Origin of the sequence: Ideonella azotifigens, assembly GCF_021043325.1 — a bacterium.
Lineage (GTDB): Bacteria > Pseudomonadota > Gammaproteobacteria > Burkholderiales > Burkholderiaceae_C > Ideonella > Ideonella azotifigens.
The window spans coordinates 122,741-138,292 of the sequence record NZ_JAJNKD010000009.1 but is presented as its reverse complement, the minus strand read 5'-3'; the positions used below and the strand labels follow the sequence as shown (position 1 = coordinate 138,292).

At 68.1% G+C, this 15,552-nt stretch carries 16 protein-coding genes; 6 read left to right on the top strand and 10 right to left on the bottom strand.

What is annotated here, in order from left to right; genetic code table 11:
* Positions 1-14 precede the first annotated feature (14 nt).
* The 6 genes from hisD to LRH25_RS19180 all read right to left on the bottom strand — a co-directional run bounded on the left by hisD (position 15) and on the right by LRH25_RS19180 (position 5,519).
* Positions 15-1,334 carry a histidinol dehydrogenase gene (gene hisD / locus LRH25_RS19205; protein WP_141284914.1) on the bottom strand — a complete coding sequence of 440 codons (1,320 nt, stop codon included), beginning with the start codon at positions 1,332-1,334 and terminating at the stop codon, positions 15-17.
* A 15-nt stretch (positions 1,335-1,349) separates the two neighbouring features.
* On the bottom strand, positions 1,350-1,988 hold the full coding sequence (gene hisG / locus LRH25_RS19200; RefSeq protein ID WP_141284916.1) for an ATP phosphoribosyltransferase: 639 nt from the start codon (positions 1,986-1,988) through the stop codon (positions 1,350-1,352).
* A gap of 1 nt (position 1,989) precedes the next feature.
* Positions 1,990-3,288, bottom strand: a complete 1,299-nt coding sequence (gene murA / locus LRH25_RS19195) for a UDP-N-acetylglucosamine 1-carboxyvinyltransferase (RefSeq protein ID WP_141284919.1) — start codon at positions 3,286-3,288, stop codon at positions 1,990-1,992.
* Between the two features lie 106 nt (positions 3,289-3,394).
* Complete coding sequence (locus LRH25_RS19190) at positions 3,395-3,679, bottom strand: BolA family protein (RefSeq protein ID WP_141284921.1); 285 nt, start codon at positions 3,677-3,679, stop codon at positions 3,395-3,397.
* A 110-nt stretch (positions 3,680-3,789) separates the two neighbouring features.
* Positions 3,790-4,545, bottom strand: coding sequence for an ABC transporter permease (locus LRH25_RS19185; RefSeq protein WP_141284943.1), 756 nt, complete (start codon positions 4,543-4,545; stop codon positions 3,790-3,792).
* A gap of 35 nt (positions 4,546-4,580) precedes the next feature.
* Entirely contained in the window at positions 4,581-5,519 is a 939-nt protein-coding gene (locus tag LRH25_RS19180) for an ABC transporter ATP-binding protein (protein ID WP_141284923.1), read from the bottom strand.
* Between the two features lie 183 nt (positions 5,520-5,702).
* Between LRH25_RS19180 and LRH25_RS19175 the strand changes: the two genes are divergently transcribed.
* Positions 5,703-5,957, top strand: coding sequence for an acyl-CoA-binding protein (locus LRH25_RS19175; RefSeq protein ID WP_141284925.1), 255 nt, complete (start codon positions 5,703-5,705; stop codon positions 5,955-5,957).
* 22 nt (positions 5,958-5,979) lie between these two features.
* Here the strand turns inward: LRH25_RS19175 and LRH25_RS19170 are convergent, their stop codons facing one another.
* From LRH25_RS19170 to LRH25_RS19160, 3 genes are all read right to left on the bottom strand, one after another.
* The gene (locus tag LRH25_RS19170; RefSeq protein WP_141284927.1) at positions 5,980-6,285 is read right to left on the bottom strand and encodes a polyhydroxyalkanoic acid system family protein; all 306 of its coding nucleotides are present in this window, start codon (positions 6,283-6,285) and stop codon (positions 5,980-5,982) included.
* A 92-nt stretch (positions 6,286-6,377) separates the two neighbouring features.
* Complete coding sequence (locus tag LRH25_RS19165; protein WP_141284929.1) at positions 6,378-7,529, bottom strand: aminopeptidase; 1,152 nt, start codon at positions 7,527-7,529, stop codon at positions 6,378-6,380.
* 19 nt (positions 7,530-7,548) lie between these two features.
* Positions 7,549-9,627, bottom strand: coding sequence for a molybdopterin-containing oxidoreductase family protein (locus LRH25_RS19160; RefSeq protein WP_141284931.1), 2,079 nt, complete (start codon positions 9,625-9,627; stop codon positions 7,549-7,551).
* Positions 9,628-9,870: 243 nt separating this feature from the next.
* Here LRH25_RS19160 and LRH25_RS19155 point away from each other — a divergent pair, with 243 nt between their 5' ends.
* Entirely contained in the window at positions 9,871-11,037 is a 1,167-nt protein-coding gene (locus LRH25_RS19155; protein ID WP_141284933.1) for an ABC transporter substrate-binding protein, read from the top strand.
* Positions 11,038-11,189: 152 nt separating this feature from the next.
* A complete protein-coding gene (locus LRH25_RS19150; protein ID WP_141284935.1) occupies positions 11,190-12,392 on the top strand; it encodes a M20 aminoacylase family protein in 1,203 nt (400 codons plus the stop codon).
* Between the two features lie 24 nt (positions 12,393-12,416).
* Here LRH25_RS19150 and LRH25_RS19145 read toward each other — a convergent pair whose 3' ends face one another.
* Positions 12,417-12,806: a hypothetical protein gene (locus LRH25_RS19145; RefSeq protein ID WP_141284937.1), complete on the bottom strand. Its 390-nt coding sequence runs from the start codon at positions 12,804-12,806 to the stop codon at positions 12,417-12,419.
* 295 nt (positions 12,807-13,101) lie between these two features.
* Here LRH25_RS19145 and LRH25_RS19140 point away from each other — a divergent pair, with 295 nt between their 5' ends.
* The 3 genes from LRH25_RS19140 to LRH25_RS19130 all read left to right on the top strand — a co-directional run bounded on the left by LRH25_RS19140 (position 13,102) and on the right by LRH25_RS19130 (position 15,549).
* Complete coding sequence (locus LRH25_RS19140) at positions 13,102-13,710, top strand: isochorismatase family protein (RefSeq protein ID WP_141284939.1); 609 nt, start codon at positions 13,102-13,104, stop codon at positions 13,708-13,710.
* Positions 13,711-13,819: 109 nt separating this feature from the next.
* Positions 13,820-14,503, top strand: a complete 684-nt coding sequence (locus LRH25_RS19135; protein ID WP_231011963.1) for a DJ-1/PfpI family protein — start codon at positions 13,820-13,822, stop codon at positions 14,501-14,503.
* Between the two features lie 8 nt (positions 14,504-14,511).
* Complete coding sequence (locus LRH25_RS19130; RefSeq protein WP_231011961.1) at positions 14,512-15,549, top strand: GlxA family transcriptional regulator; 1,038 nt, start codon at positions 14,512-14,514, stop codon at positions 15,547-15,549.
* Positions 15,550-15,552 lie beyond the last annotated feature (3 nt).

The window sequence follows — 15,552 nt, the reverse complement described above, 5'->3', positions numbered from 1 at the left end:
GGCCGATCAACGCATCAGCGCTTGATCAGCCGCATCTCCGCCGCCCGAGCGTGGCCTTGCAGCCCTTCGCCATAGGCCAGCTCAGCCGCGATCACGCCCAACACCTGCGCGCCCTGTTCGCTCACCTCGATCAGGCTGCTGCGCTTCTGGAAGTCGTAGGTGCCCAGCGGGGACGAGAAGCGGGCGGTGCCGGACGTGGGCAGCACGTGGTTCGGGCCGGCGCAGTAGTCGCCCAGGCTTTCGCTGGTGAAGGCGCCGAGGAAGATGGCGCCGGCGTGCCTGAGCAGCGGCTCCCAGCGGTGCGGGTCGGCGCTCGACACTTCCAGGTGCTCGGGCGCGATGCGGTTGCTGATCTCGCAGGCTTCTTCCATCGAGCGGGTGTGGATCAGCGCACCGCGGCCTTCGAGGCTGGCGCGGATCACGGCCTGGCGCGGCATTTCGGGCAGCAGGCGTTCGATGGCGGCGCGCACCTGGGCCAGGTAGGCGGCGTCCGGGCACAGCAGGATGGATTGCGCAAGTTCGTCGTGCTCGGCCTGGCTGAACAGGTCCATCGCGACCCAGTCGGCCGGCGTCGTGCCGTCGGCCAGCACCAGGATCTCGCTGGGGCCGGCGATCATGTCGATGCCGACCTGACCGAAAACGCGGCGCTTGGCACTGGCGACATAGGCGTTGCCGGGGCCGGTAACCTTGTCGACGCCGGGGATGGTTGCGGTGCCGTAGGCCAACGCGGCCACGGCCTGTGCGCCGCCCACGGTGAACGCGCGGTGCACGCCAGCCACGTAGGCGGCGGCCAGCACCAGCGGGTTCTTTTCTCCGCGCGGTGTGGGCACCACCATGATGATTTCGCCGACGCCTGCCACATGCGCCGGAATCGCGTTCATCAGCACCGACGATGGATAGGCCGCCTTGCCGCCGGGCACGTAGATGCCCACGCGGTCCAGCGGCGTGACCTTCTGGCCCAGCAGCGTGCCGTCTTCGTCACGGTACTGCCAGCTCCGGCCAGAGGCTTGCAGTTGACGCTCGTGGTAGCTGCGCACACGTGCTGCGGCAGCTTGCAGTGCACTGCGTTGCGCGGGCGTGATGGCCTCGAATGCGGCCTTCAGCTCTTCTCGCGTGAGTTCCAGTTCGGCCACAGATGCGGCCTGCACGCCGTCGAAGCGCGCGGTGTATTCGAGCACCGCAGCGTCGCCTCGCTTTTGAACGTCCGCCAGGATCTCGGCCACGCGCTGCTCGATGGCCGCATCCGCATCGGCCGACCAATGGCGCAGCCGGGCGAACTCGGTTTCGAAGTCGGCGGCGGTGGTGGCGAGCTGGCGCAGGTTCAAGGCGGACATGGCGGCGGAAGAGGATCAGGCAGGAATGGCAGCGGCGAAGGTATCGATCAGCGGGCGCAGCAGGTCGCGCTTGAGCTTCAGCGCGGCCTGATTGACGACCAGGCGCGAGGAGATGTCCATGATGCGTTCGACCTCGACCAGGTGGTTGGCCTTCAGCGTCGAGCCGGTCGAGACCAGGTCGACGATGGCGTCGGCCAGCCCCGTCAGCGGCGCGAGCTCCATCGAGCCGTAGAGCTTGATCAGGTCCACGTGCACGCCCTTGTCGGCAAAGTGCTGGCGGGCGACTTCGGTGTACTTGGTGGCCACGCGGATGCGCGAGCCTTGCTTGACCGCGCTGGCGTAGTCGAAGTCGTCGCGCACCGCGACGCTCATGCGGCACTTGGCGATGTTCAGGTCCAGCGGCTGGTACAGGCCTTCGCCGCCGTGCTCCAGCAGCACATCCTTGCCGGCCACGCCTAGGTCGGCGCCGCCGTACTGCACGTAGGTCGGCACGTCGGTGGCACGCACCAGCACCACGCGCACGTCGTCGCGGTTGGTCGGCAGGATCAGCTTGCGGCTTTTCTCGGGATCTTCTGTGACCCGGATGCCGGCGGCGGCGAGCAACGGCAGCGTCTCTTCGAAAATGCGGCCTTTGGAGAGTGCGAGGGTCAGCATGTCAGGACACTCGTTCAATGTCAGCGCCGATGCCGCGAAGCTTGGCTTCCATGCGGTCGTAGCCGCGGTCCAGGTGGTAGATGCGGTCCACCGTGGTGTCGCCATCGGCCACCAGGCCGGCGATGACCAGGCTGGCCGAGGCGCGCAGGTCGGTCGCCATCACGGCGGCGCCCGAGAGCTGAGCGACGCCGGTGACCATCGCGGTGTGGCCGTCGACCGTGATCTTCGCGCCCAGCCGCATCAGCTCGTTGACGTGCATGAAGCGGTTCTCGAAGATGGTTTCGCTGATGTTGGCAGCGCCTTCGGCCACGCAGTTCACGGCCATGAACTGGGCCTGCATGTCGGTCGGGAAGGCTGGGTATTCGCTGGTGCGGAAGCTCACGGCCTTGGGCCGAGCATCGGCCTGAACGCGGATCCAATCCTGGCCAGACGTGATGGTGGCGCCAGCTTCGCGCAGCTTGTCGATCACGGCGCCCAGGTGGTCGGCACGGGCGCTCTTCAGCGTCACGTCGCCACCGGTGGCAGCCACGGCGCAGAGGAAGGTGCCGGCTTCGATGCGGTCCGGGATGATGCGGTGACCTGGCACGCCGCCGGTGACAGGCGCATGCAGCTTCTCCACGCCCTGGATCACGATGCGGGCGGTGCCGTGGCCTTCGATCTTCGCGCCCATGGCGATCAGCATCTCGGCCAGGTCGGGGATCTCCGGCTCCTGCGCGGCGTTTTCCAGCACCGTCTCGCCTTCGGCCAGCACGGCGGCCATCAGCAGGTTCTCGGTGCCGGTCACGGTGACCATGTCGGTGGTGATGCGGGCACCACGCAGCCGTCGCTGGCCATTTGCATTCAGCGGCGCCTGGGCCTTGATGTCGCCATGCTCGACGAGGATCTCCGCGCCCATCGCCTGCAGGCCCTTGATGTGCTGGTCCACCGGCCGCGAGCCGATGGCGCAGCCGCCCGGCAGCGACACGGTGGCGGTGCCAAAGCGCGCCAGCAGCGGGCCCAGCACCAGGATGGACGCACGCATGGTCTTCACCAGCTCATAGGGCGCGACGGTGGTGCTGATCTGGCTGGCGTCGATGCGCACCTGGTCGGTGGCGGTGTCCGAACGTTCGGCGGTGGCGCCCAGCTGGCGCAGCACCTTCAGCGTGGTCGCCACGTCCTGCAGCTTGGGCACATTGGTCAGCAGCACCGGCTCGGGCGACAGCAGCGCGGCGCACAGCTCGGGCAGCGCGGCATTCTTGGCGCCGGAGATCAGCACCTCGCCCTGCAGGCGGCGGCCGCCGCGGATCAGAAGTTTGTCCATGATGGTGGGGTCTCGTAAGGCGGGCGCGCTGCTGGGGGCAGACCGGCCGCATCGCCTGCGCGACGCCACCAACGTCTGCCCGCGGCCAGCTGGCCCGCGGGCAGGTTCAATGGCGGTGTTCGGCGGGCGCTTGCAGCCCGGCTGCGGGGCCAAGTGCGGCCCATTCGGCGGGGGTCAGGGTCTTCATCGACAGGGCGTGGATCTCCGCCCGCATGCGGTCCCCCAGTGCCGCGTACACGCGCTGGTGGCGGCGCACGCGGGGCAGCCCGTCGAATTCGGCGGACACGATGGTGGCGTAGAAGTGCTGGCCGTCGCCCTGCACTTCCAGGTGCTCGCAGCCAAGTCCGGCGGCGATGTACGCGTGCAACTGGGCGGGGGTGGGATTGGCCATGATGGGTTCGATTATCGCCGAACGAAGGAGGGAGAGGTTCCGGCGCAGGGCCGCCCCAAGCCGGAACGCGCCCCTCGGGGGCAGGAGTGCAGCGACTGGGGGGCTGGCGTTCAGTTGCGTAGCTTGTAGCCGGACTTCAGCAAGCGCAGCGTGAGGGCCGAGACGGCAATGAAGGCGCCGCCGACCACGGCCAGGCTGATCCACGGCGAAACGTCGCTGACGCCAAAGAAGCCGTGACGGAAGCCGTCGATCATGTAGAAGAACGGGTTGAAGTGGCTGATCACCAGCCACACGCTGGGCAAGGACTGCACCGAATAGAAAACCCCGGCCAGCATGGTCATGGGCATCACCAGGAAATTCTGGAAGGCGGCCATCTGGTCGAACTTCTCGGCCCAGAGCCCGGCGATCAGCCCCAGTGCGCCCATCAAGGCCGCACCCAGCACCGCAAACACCAGCACCCACAGGCCGTTGACCAGCCCTGGCGGCGAGAACCACACTGTCACCACCAGCACGCCGGCACCCACGGCCAGGCCGCGCACGATGGACGCACCGACATAGGCCAGGAACCAGGCCCAGTGCGACAGCGGCGAAACCAGCAGGAACACCAGGTTGCCGGAGATCTTGCTCTGGATCAGGCTGGACGAGGTGTTGGCAAAGGCGTTCTGCAGCACGCTCATCATCACCAGGCCTGGAATCAGGAACGCGGTGTAGCCGACGCGGCCGTAGACCAGCACATGGTCCTGCAGCGCATGGCCGAAGATCAGCAGGTACAGCACGGCGGTGAGCACCGGCGCACCCACGGTCTGGAAGGCCACTTTCCAGAAGCGCAGCACTTCCTTGCGGAACAGCGTGCCGGTGCCGTCCAGCAGGTGCGGCCGCGGCGGCAAGGTGTCGACCGGCTTCATACGGACACCTTCAGCGCCTGGGCGCTCGGCACGCCATCGGTTTTCATGATGTTCAGGAACACGTCTTCCAGATCGGCGCGGCCGATCTCCAGGTCTTCCACCCGCACGCCCGCAGCACGCAGCCGGGCCAGCACCGTTTCCACTTCGCTCGCGTCGCGCGCGGCGATCTGCGCGATGCGGCCGGTCACGCGCGCCTGCGTCGCCAGCTCGGGCGGCATCGCGTCGTCGGTCTTGAAGCGCAGCATGGTGACGGCCGTGGCGGCCAGCAAGTCGGTCGTGCGCTCCAGTGCCACCAGCTTGCCAGTCTTCAGCATGCCGATGCGGTGGCACAGCGCCTCGGCTTCTTCGAGGTAATGCGTGGTCAGCAGCACCGTGGCGCCCTCTCGGTTCAGCTGGGCGACGAAGTGCCACAGCGTCTGGCGCAGCTCCACGTCCACGCCAGCGGTGGGCTCGTCCAGCACGATGACCGGCGGCCGGTGCACCAGCGCTTGCGCCACCAGCACCCGGCGCTTCATGCCGCCCGAGAGCTGGCGCATGTTCGCATGGGCCTTGTCGGCCAGGCCCAGGCCGGCGAGCAGCTCGTCGATCCAGTCGTCGTTGTCCTTCACGCCGAAGTAGCCGCTCTGGATGCGCAGGCATTCGCGCACCGAGAAAAACGGGTCGAACACCAGTTCCTGCGGCACGATGCCCAGCGCCCGGCGCGCCCGCGCATAGTCGTCCACCACGTCGTGGCCCATGACCTTGACCCGGCCTTCGGTTGCGCGGGCCAGACCGGCAAGGATGCTGATCAGCGTGGTCTTGCCGGCGCCATTGGGCCCCAGCAAGCCGAAGAATTCGCCCTGCGCGATGTCGAAAGACACCCCATCGAGCGCACGAAATGCACCGCGGGCGCCTTGGTAGGTCTTCGCGACGCCCTGGAAGGAGACAGCTGGCATGGGGCGCGATTGTAGGGAGCGGCGGCAAAGGCCCGCGTCCGGCAGGGGGCCGGCTTTTGTGCAAGCCGCGCGGCCCGGAATTTGGCCGCTTCGGTCACCGGGCCGCGAGGGCTGCGTCGTTAAGATCCGGCGCGTCCAACGCCTGCGAAAAATCGCCGGCGGTCCAGCCAAAAGGAGAACCCGATGTCCGATCTCAAGACCGAATTCGAAACCGCGGTGGCGGAAAGCAAGCAACTGCCGGAAAAGCCGGACAACATGACGCTGCTGAAGATCTACGCGCTGTACAAGCAGGCCAGCAGCGGCGACGCCGATGGCGACCGCCCCGGCATGACCGACTTCGTCGGCCGCGCCAAGTGGGATGCCTGGCACAACCTCAAGGGCCAGACACCCGAGCAGGCAATGCAGGCCTACATCGACCTGATCGAATCGCTGAAGTGATTCAGCCAGGCTGACAGCGGGATCAGCCCTTCGCGGCTTCCTTGGCCAGCGCGGTGTCCAGTTGCTTGCAGGCCTCGGCCTCGATCTGGCCGGCGAAGGGCTTGAACAGGAAGCCGAGCTTGGCGTTCAGCTCGAAGGCGTCACCGCTGACCAGCATCTCGCCGCTCACGCCGGCGCGGCTGAAGCGCAGCACGTCCTGCGCCTCGCCAGCCGCCAGCTCGCACTTCACGTCGAACTTCTTCTCGGCGTGTTCGGCCCATTTCTTGGCCACGGCGCGGGCGCGGGCCAGGCCCAGTTGGTGTTCGCGGCGAATCTTCAAATCGGACATGGCGTTGGCGAAGTCTTGACGTAGCGGGGCGCGCCAGGCGGCGCGCAACAGCCTGGATTGTCACCGCTGCGGCCCCTTTGGGAACGCAAGCGTCACGAAGGCTCGCTTGCTGCGCCCTGCTCTGGCGTGGCATCCGGCACGGCTTGGCCCGGCGGAAGCAACGCCTTGATGGCCGCGTCGCGCTCGGCGCGCGGTTGCTTGGCCAGGGCCTTGACGGCTGCGTAGAAGCGCGGGAAGTCGTGCCCCTCACGCTCGAACAAGGCCTCGAAGGCTGGCACCAGTCCGAAGTAGGCCGCCTGCACGCCCAGCGAGGCGTTGTTCAGCTTCTCGAAGAACAGGTCGTAGCCGGCGTAGCCATGCCAGCGCTCGGCCTTGGCCTGCGCATATTCGGCGCGCAGCGCGGCCATCAGCTCGGCCTTGCGGGCGCGCTTGCCGTCGTCGTCCAGGCTGCTCTTGTAGAGCGCATCCAGCGCCTGGCGGGTGCGGTTGACCATGGCCCGCATGTCTTCGCGGCGACTGTTCAGCGTGGCGTACTGGTCGCGTGCCTGCTGGCTGGCATGGGTGCTGAGCCAGCGTTCGCCGCCCAGGCGCTCGACCGAGGTGGCGAAGGCCTCGTTGAACGAGGTGTCGCCCGGCGCGTAAGCCACCTGGTGCGCGAGTTCATGGAAGATCAGCCGCGCCAGTTCGCCTTCGGGCCATTGCACGAAGGTGTTCAGCAGCGGGTCGCCGCCCAGCCACTCGGTCTTGCCCAGCGTGGAATACGCTGGCACCGGGTAGACGGCCACTTCCAGCCCCTCCTCGCGCAGCGGCTGCGCGGCGGCCTCGGCCGTGTCCAGTGCGTAATAGCCGCGGTAGCCCACGCAGCCGACGATGGGGAAACACCAGGTGCGCAGCTTCAGCGACAGCTCGGGCGCCGCGACCACGTTCCACACGGCGGCCGGTCGCTTCAGATCCGCATAGCTGCGGTAGCTGTGGTTGTCCGGCAGCTTGAGTTCGGAGACGGCGTAGTCCCGCAGGCGCTGGGTCAGCGCCAGGCGCTCCTTCAGCGCCGCCGAAGTCTGCGCATCGGCGATCACGTCGCCCACCGGCCGCGCGCTGGTGATCAGCGAGACATGGCCTTGCGCCGACTGCAGCAGGTAGCCGATGGAACTGCAGCCGCTGGTGACGCAGACCGTGCCAGCCGCCAGCACAACCACGCCCACCAAAGAAGCCGTGCTCACCGCCAGCCACCTGCCCCAGCGCATCCTTGAGCTGCCTGGGCGCTCACGCCGCCACGGGCAGCGCGGCGACCTCGACCAGGCAGTCGTAGAAGCTCGGGCCGCCGCCCAGGTCGGTCAGGCCCTGGTGGGTCAGCTGGTTGACGTTGGTGCCGTTGCGACCCAGCTTGCGCCACCACACGCCCAGGCCATGCACGACCCCAGGCCGCGCGCGCGGGCTGACCTTCAGCAGGCAGTGGTGCTCGCCGCGGTCGTTGAAGACCTTGACCATCGAACCATCGGCAAGGCCGCGCGCCGCGGCATCACCGGCGTGCATCTCCAGCAGCGGCTCACCTTCGATGGCACGCAGGCTCTTGACGTTGACGAAGGTGGAGTTGAGGAAGTTGCGCGCCGGCGGCGAGATCATCGCCAGCGGGAAGCGGGCGGCCAGCTCGGGCGTGCTGCGCGCGCTTTCGTGGTTGGGCACGAAGTCCGGCAGCGGCAGGCCGGGTACGGTGGCGCGTGCGCGGCCACTGGGCGTGGCGAAACCGCCTTCGGCAAACGGCGCCTCGGGCAGGTCCAGCTTGAGCCAGCCGTCCCGGCGCAGGCGCTCGAAATCGACCGAAGGGACCAGCGCCTGCCGGGCCAGGGTCAGGTCGTCGTCGGCAAAACAGGGTTCGTCGAAGCCCATCTTCGCGGCCAGCTGCCGGAAGATCTCGGCGTTCGAGCGGGCTTCGCCAGCCGGCGCCAGCGCTGGCTCGTTGATCAGCAGATAGGTGTGGCCGTAGCTGGTGTGCACGTCCCAGTGTTCGAGTTGCGTGGTGGCGGGCAGCACGTAGTCCGCGTTGTCGGCGGTGTCGGTCAGGAAGTGCTCCAGCACCACGGTGAACAGGTCCTCGCGCTGAAAACCGGCGACGACCTTGGCCGAGTCCGGCGCCACCGCGACCGGGTTGCTGTTGTAGACGATGACCGCCTCGACCTTCGGGCCAAATGCGGCCGAGCCGGGGTTCAGCAGATCGTCGCCGATGGTGCTCATGTTGATGGTGCGCGGCTGGCGGCCAGCCAGCAGGTCCGGGCGTTCCAGCACGGCATCGTTGCGCACGCGCTTGAACCAGCCCGAGGCAGACAGCAGCAGGCCACCGGCGCGATGCTTCCAGGCGCCGGTGAGACAGGGCAGCAGCGCAATCAGGCGCACCGCATTGCCACCGCCTCGCACGCGCTGCATGCCGTAGTTCAGGCGGATCGCCGCAGGCGCGGTGGTGCCGTAGTCGCGCGCCAGGCCGCGCACTTCGTCTGCCGCCAGCCCGCAGGTTTCGGCCGCGCGCTCAGGCGGCCACTGCAGCGCGCGCTCGCGCAGCTCGGGCCAGCCTTCCACGTGTTTCGCGAGGTAGTCATGGTCCAGCCAGTCGTTGACGATCAGCTCGTGCATCAGGCCCAGCGCCAGCGCACCGTCGGTGCCGGGCATCAGCGCGATGTGCTGGTGGCACTTCTCGGCGGTTTCGCTGCGGCGCGGGTCGATGGCGATCAGCTTGGCCCCGTTGCGCTTGGCGGCCTGCGCGTAAGTCCAGAAGTGCAGGTTGGAGGCGATGGAGTTGCTTCCCCAGATCAGGATCAGCCTGCTCTCGGCGAAATGTTCCAGGTGCATGCCCATCTTGGCGCCGTAGGTCTGCAGCAGTCCCTCACCACCGGCGGCGGCACAGATGGTGCGGTCGAGGCGGGACGCGCCGAGCCTGTGCCAGAAGCGCGAGGCCATGCTCTCGCCCTGCACCAGGCCCATGGTGCCGGCATAGCTGTAGGGAAGGATGGCTTCGGGGTCGCGCGCGGCAATCGCTTTCAGACGGCCGGCAATGTCGCTCAGCGCCTCGTCCCAGCTGACCGGCTCGAAACGGCCTTCCCCCTTGGCGCCGACGCGGCGCAGCGGCTGCAGCACCCGCTCCGGGTGCGTGACACGCTCGACGTAACGCGAAACCTTGGTGCACAACGCGCCGTGGGTGGTGGGATGGTCCGGGTCGCCCTGCAGGCGCACGACACGCTCGCCTTCCAAAGTGACGCGGATCGCGCAGGTGTCCGGGCAGTCGTGGGGGCAGGCCGCGTGCACCACGCGCACTGCGGCAGCCGGGTGGGTGGCAGTCGTCTGATCGCTCATTCTTGAATCATGTCACAGGCCTCACCAGGACCGCGAAGGTCGCCCCCCCAAGGCAAAGCCAGGGTCAACCAGGTCACGCGGCCGCTGAAGCGGCGATGGAAAAACCGCTTTTCCGCGCAATAAGTCCGGCTCACTCTTGTAACAATGCAGCAGTCATTGATCGAGCCTGTCAATCCGGGATTGCACCGGCCGATGTCTTTTTCGTTGGGCCTTGCCCATTCCTCAGCTCAAAGAGCACAAAACATGAATTCCGATTCATCTGTCAAGCCGCGCCTGCACGGCTGGTCGCGCCGGCATGCGCTGCAATCGCTGGCCGCCTTTCCCGCCGCCACCCTGCTGCCCTCGGCGCGCGCCGACAAGGACAACCGCCTGATCCTCGGCCAATCGGCCGCGTTCAGCGGCCCAGCCGCGCAACTGGGCATGCAGATGAACCTGGGCGCGAAGCTGTATTTCGACCAGGTCAACGCCAGCGGCGGCGTCAATGGCCAGACCATCGAGCTGCGCACGCTGGACGATGCCTACGACCCGGTTCGCTGCAAGGCCAACACCGAAAAATTCATCGCCGACAACGTGTTCGCGCTGTTCGGCTACGTCGGCACGCCGACCTCGCTGGCGGCGATGCCCTTGGTCAACGAATCGAAGATGCCGTTCTTCGCACCGTTCACCGGAGCCCCGGCGCTGCGCGAGCCGTTCAGCCGCAACGTCTTCCACGTGCGTGCCTCGTACGACGACGAGACGGCCCTGATCGTCAAGCAGATGACCTCGTTTGGCCTGAGCAAGATCGCCGTCTTCCGCCAGAACGACAGCTACGGCCAGGCCGGGCTGGACGGCGTGAACAGAGCCTTGAAGACACACAACCTGCAGCCTGTCGCGGTGGGCACGGTGGAGCGCAACAGCGTGGACGTGGACGCCGCGGTCAAGGCCATCGTCGCCGCCAAGCCGGACGGCGTGGTGCAGATCAGCGCCTACAAGAGCTGCGCCGCCTTCATCCGCGCCGCGCGCAAGGCCGGCTACGGTGGCACCTTCTACAACGTCTCCTTCGTCGGCACGCAGGCGCTGGCGGACGAACTGGGCAAGGAAGCACTGGGCGTGGTCGTCAGCCAGGTCATGCCCTTCCCCTTCTCGACCACCACGCCGATCTCCCGCGAGTACCTGGACGCCGTGAAAGCCGCCGGCAATGACGCAAAGCCGAACTACTCCAGCATGGAAGGCTTCCTGGCGGCACGGGTGTTCGTCGAAGGCCTGAAGCGCGGCCGCGCCAACACCCGCGACGGACTGACCACCGGCCTGGAATCGCTGCAGAACGTCAACTTCGGCGGCTTCAACCTGAACCTTGGCGCGCGCGACCACGTCGCCTCGAAATTCGTCGAGCTTTCGATGCTGACCGAGAACGGGGCCGTCAGAAGATAGATGAGATGGGCACCCGGCCTCGCGGGTTGGCGGGGCCGCTTGGGGCGGCCCGGCGCCGGCCCCGCAGCGCCAACGCATCCGTCGCCCGCCACGGCAAGTCGGGTATGCGTCACAGGGCTAACATCGCGTGAACCCTGACAGCGGAACGCGCCATGCCCCTGATCTCCGACCTGCTGCGAGATGCAGACGAATTCACCGCGCTGCGACGCGACATCCATGCGCACCCGGAGCTGTGCTTCCACGAGGAACGCACTTCCGACCTGGTGGCGCGCAATCTGACCGCCTGGGGCATTCCCATTCACCGCGGCCTGGGCAAGACCGGTGTCGTCGGCATCCTGAAAAACGGCAGCAGCGAACGCGCCGTCGGCCTGCGCGCCGACATGGACGCGCTGCCGATGACCGAGCACAACACCTTCGCGCATGCCAGCAGGCACGCCGGCAAGATGCACGCTTGCGGCCACGACGGCCACACCGCGATGCTGCTGGCCGCGGCCAAGCACCTGGCCCGCAACCGCGACTTCGACGGCACCGTCTACCTGGTCTTCCAGCCAGCGGAAGAAGGCGGCGGCGGTGCGCGCGAAATGATCAAGGACGGACTGTTCGAGCGCTTCCCGATGGATGCGATCTACGGCATGCACAACTGGCCGGGCCTGCCCGAGGGCAGCTTCTCGGTCTGCGACGGGCCCATCATGGCCTCCAGCAACGAGTTCAAGATCGTCATCACCGGCAAGGGCTCGCACGCGGCGCTGCCTCACAACGGCATCGACCCAGTACCGGTCGCCTGCCAGATGGTGCAGGCCTTCCAGACCATCGTGACGCGCAACAAGAAGCCGACCGATGCGGCGGTGATTTCGGTGACGATGATCCACACCGGCGAGGCCACCAACGTGGTGCCGGACACCTGCGAGATCCAGGGCACGGTGCGGACGTTCACCGTCGGCGTGCTGGACATGATCGAGCAGCGCATGCGCGAGATCAGCGAGCACACCGCCGCAGCCTTCGGTGCGAAGGCTGCGTTCGAATTCCACCGCAACTACCCGCCGACCATCAACCACACGGCCGAGGTGGCGCAGCTGCGCGAAGCCATGCGCGAGACGGTGGGGGCCGAAAACACGCTGGACTTCGACCCGACCATGGGCGCGGAAGACTTCAGCTTTTTCCTGATGGAAAAGCCGGGCGCGTATTTCATGATCGGCAATGGCGAAGGCGAGCACCGGCGCGGCTACGCCGGCCACGACCTGAGCCTCGGGCCGTGCACGCTGCACAACCCGAATTACGACTTCAATGACGCACTGATCCCCAAGGGCGCAGCGCTGTGGGTCAACCTGGCCAAGCGGGCGCTGGCCGCCCGCTGACCAGCTTGACCAAGCCGGTGGACCTCAGGCAGTCAACGAAATGCTGCCGCTGACGGCCATCGATTCGGCGTCCGGCGGCGTCGGGTCCTGGTTCACGATCGGGCCGCCGGTGGTCGAGCCATGGCCGCGCTGCTCGCGAGCCGACTTGATCGCATCGGCCGCGATGGCCTTGGCGCCGTCGATGTCGCCTTTGGCCAGGTCCTTGCCCAACTGCGCAAACGCGCTGTTCGGGTCCCAGGTGGCGCCTTCGGGCGGGTTCTTCAGGATGTCGGCATAGGCCTGCTTGGCGCCTTCGATGTCGCCCTTGCGCAGCGACTTGCCGAGCTCGTGGAAACTCATGGCGGTCTTGCCGGACACGCCGGCGGCAGAAAGGGCTTGCGCTGCAGCGCCAGTGCCGATCGAGGAGAGATTCATCTTGGACTCCCAACGTGGCACAGCCTCACCGCCCGGCGGGCAATGCCAAGACGTGCCAGACCTTGACTATCGGCGGGCTCGCCGGCACCAAAGCGCAGATCAGGCCGTGTTCCGCCGGTCAGTTCGTCACAGACAGGCTGCCGACAGCTCCCAGCAGGCCGGCAATGCGGCTCGAAGAACAAACCGGGTGCCATCTGAAGTCCTGAAATGACCGCAACAGGTCCAGCGGCGGCCTTGGTTGCCTTCCATGACGAATGGAATATTCGGATGTACGCTTCCCACGGAGAAATATCCCATGTCCTCTTTTGACACCACCCGAACCGCCCTGCTGCTCATCGACGTGCAGGCCTCGTTCCCCGCACGGCCCTACTGGCAGGATCGTGAACTGCCGGCCTACCTGGACGCCACCCGCCGCCTGCTGGCCGGCTGCCAGGCCCAGGGCATCCCGGTGGTGCAGGTCTTCCACAGCGACGGCCCGGAGGGCCCCGACAACCCCTTCGCGCACGCCAGTGGCCTGGTGCGCCCGCTGGACGGCCTGCCCGCCTACACCCCGGCACTGCGCGTGGACAAGCACCGCCACAGCGCACTGGTCGGCACCGGGCTGGGCGACTGGCTGCGCGCGCAAGGCATTGGCCGGTTGATCGTTGCCGGCATCCGCACCGAGCAGTGCTGCGAGACCACGACGCGCCACGCCAGCGACGAAGGCTGGGAAGTGGACTACGTGACCGAGGCCACGCTGACCTTCGACATGCAAACCCCCGCTGGCACCGTGCTGAGCGCCGCGGCAATCTACGAGCGCACCGAGACCGTCCTGGCCGGCCGCTTCGCGACGATCTGCAGCGTGGACCAGGCCCTGGCCCGCGCCGCCCAGGCAGCACGCAACGCAGAAGCGAGGGCTGCATGAGACTGCCCACGCCAACCTGCAGCACGCGGGCCGAGCGCCGGGCCGCTCCCAAGCCGGCCCGCATCCCCTCGGGGGATCGGCCGACGTATTCGACGGCCGAGGGGCAGTCATGATTCGCGTGTTGCTGCTGATGTTCGACGAGGTCGAGCTGCTGGACTTCGCCGGGCCTTATGAGGTGCTGACCACCGCGAACCGCATGGCCGACCGACTGGCAGCCGGCGAAGCGCCGCTTGTCGACGGTCGATCCCGTCCGCTGCAGCTGCCGCGCTTCGAGCTGGTGACGGCCTCGCCAGACGGCAAGCCGGTGCAGGCCCGCGCGGGCCTGCCGCTGCAGCCGCAATACCGCCTGGTCGACGCGCCAGCCTGCGACTGGCTGCTGGTGCCCGGCGGCGTGGTGGGTGCCTTGCTGGCCGACGCGCCGCTGCTGGTCGAGTTGCAGCGCCGCGCGGGCGCGGCCAGCTGCGTGGCCTCGATCTGCACTGGCGCACTGGTGCTGGCGGCCGCAGGCGTGTTGCAGCACTGTGAAGCCACCACGCACTGGGAAGACCTGGCCGACCTGGCGCGGTTGCAACCGGACCTGACACTGCGGCCGGATTTGCGCTGGGTCGACACCGGCCGGGTGCTGACCTCGGCGGGCATTGCCGCAGGCATCGACCTGAGCCTGCATCTCGTGCGGCGCGCCGGCGATGCCGCGCTGGCGGGCCTTGGGCCAGACAGTGCCGGCACCGTGTGGGCTCGCCGCACCGCGCGCCAGCTCGACACGCCGTGGCGCGACGATCCGCTGCTGTCCTGAAGCACCACATGACCCCATCCGCACCACGCCTGCCCACCATCGGCCTGCCCAGCGCACCGCCAGTCCAGGTGCTGTTCATCGTACTGCCGGACACGCTGCTGCTGGACCTCGCCGGCCCGGCCGAGGCCTTCCGCCTGGCCAACCAACAACTCGCCAGGCGCGGCCTGCCAGCGGGGTTCGACATGCGTTTCGCGGGGCCCGAAGCGGCGGTCACCTCATCGGTCGGCCTCGGGCTGGCCGCACTGTCGCCACTGCCCGAGCAACTCACCTCGCCCACCTGGGTCGTGCTGCTGGGCCGGCCAGGCGACGCGCTGCAGGTCGTGCGCCACCAGGGCGCCTGGCTGGCCACGCGCGACTGGCTGGGCCGCGTGCTCGCGCCTGCGCTGGCCGTCCCGGGCACTGAACACCGGCTGCTGACCGTTTGTGTGGGTGCGCTGCTGGCGGCCGATGCCGGCCTGCTCACCGAGCGCCAGGTCACCACCCATCACGAGCTGCTGGCCGACCTGGCGCTGATGGCACCCGGCGCCCGCGTGCTGCCCAACCGCGTGTTCGTGTGCGACGGTCCGGTCTGGAGCAGCGCCGGCATCACCGCCGGCATTGACCTGGCGCTGCACCTGATCGCCGAACGCCAGGGCGAAGGCCTGGCCTCGGCCGTCGCGCAAGTCATGGTGGTGTTCCACCGCCGCGGCAGCGAAGACCCGGAACGCTCGCCACTGCTGGCTGGCCGCCGCCACCTGCATCCCGCCGTGCACGCGGTGCAAAACGCAGTGGTCGACGCCCCCGGCGAAGACTGGACCCTGGACCGCATGGCCGCCCTGGCCCATGTCACGCCTCGCCACTTGTCGCGGCTGTTCCAGCAACACGCCGGCCTGTCGCCGCGCGAGCACGTGGAGCAAGTGCGCCTGGCGCTGGCAGTGGAAGCCAGGGCCGCCGGCCTGGCCGGCAAACAAGCGGCCGCGCTGGGCGGCTTCAGTTCGGAACGGCAGTGGCGCAGGGCACGTCAGCGGTCGGCATCACCGGCGACTGCGAAGCGGGCGCCAGCGTAAGCG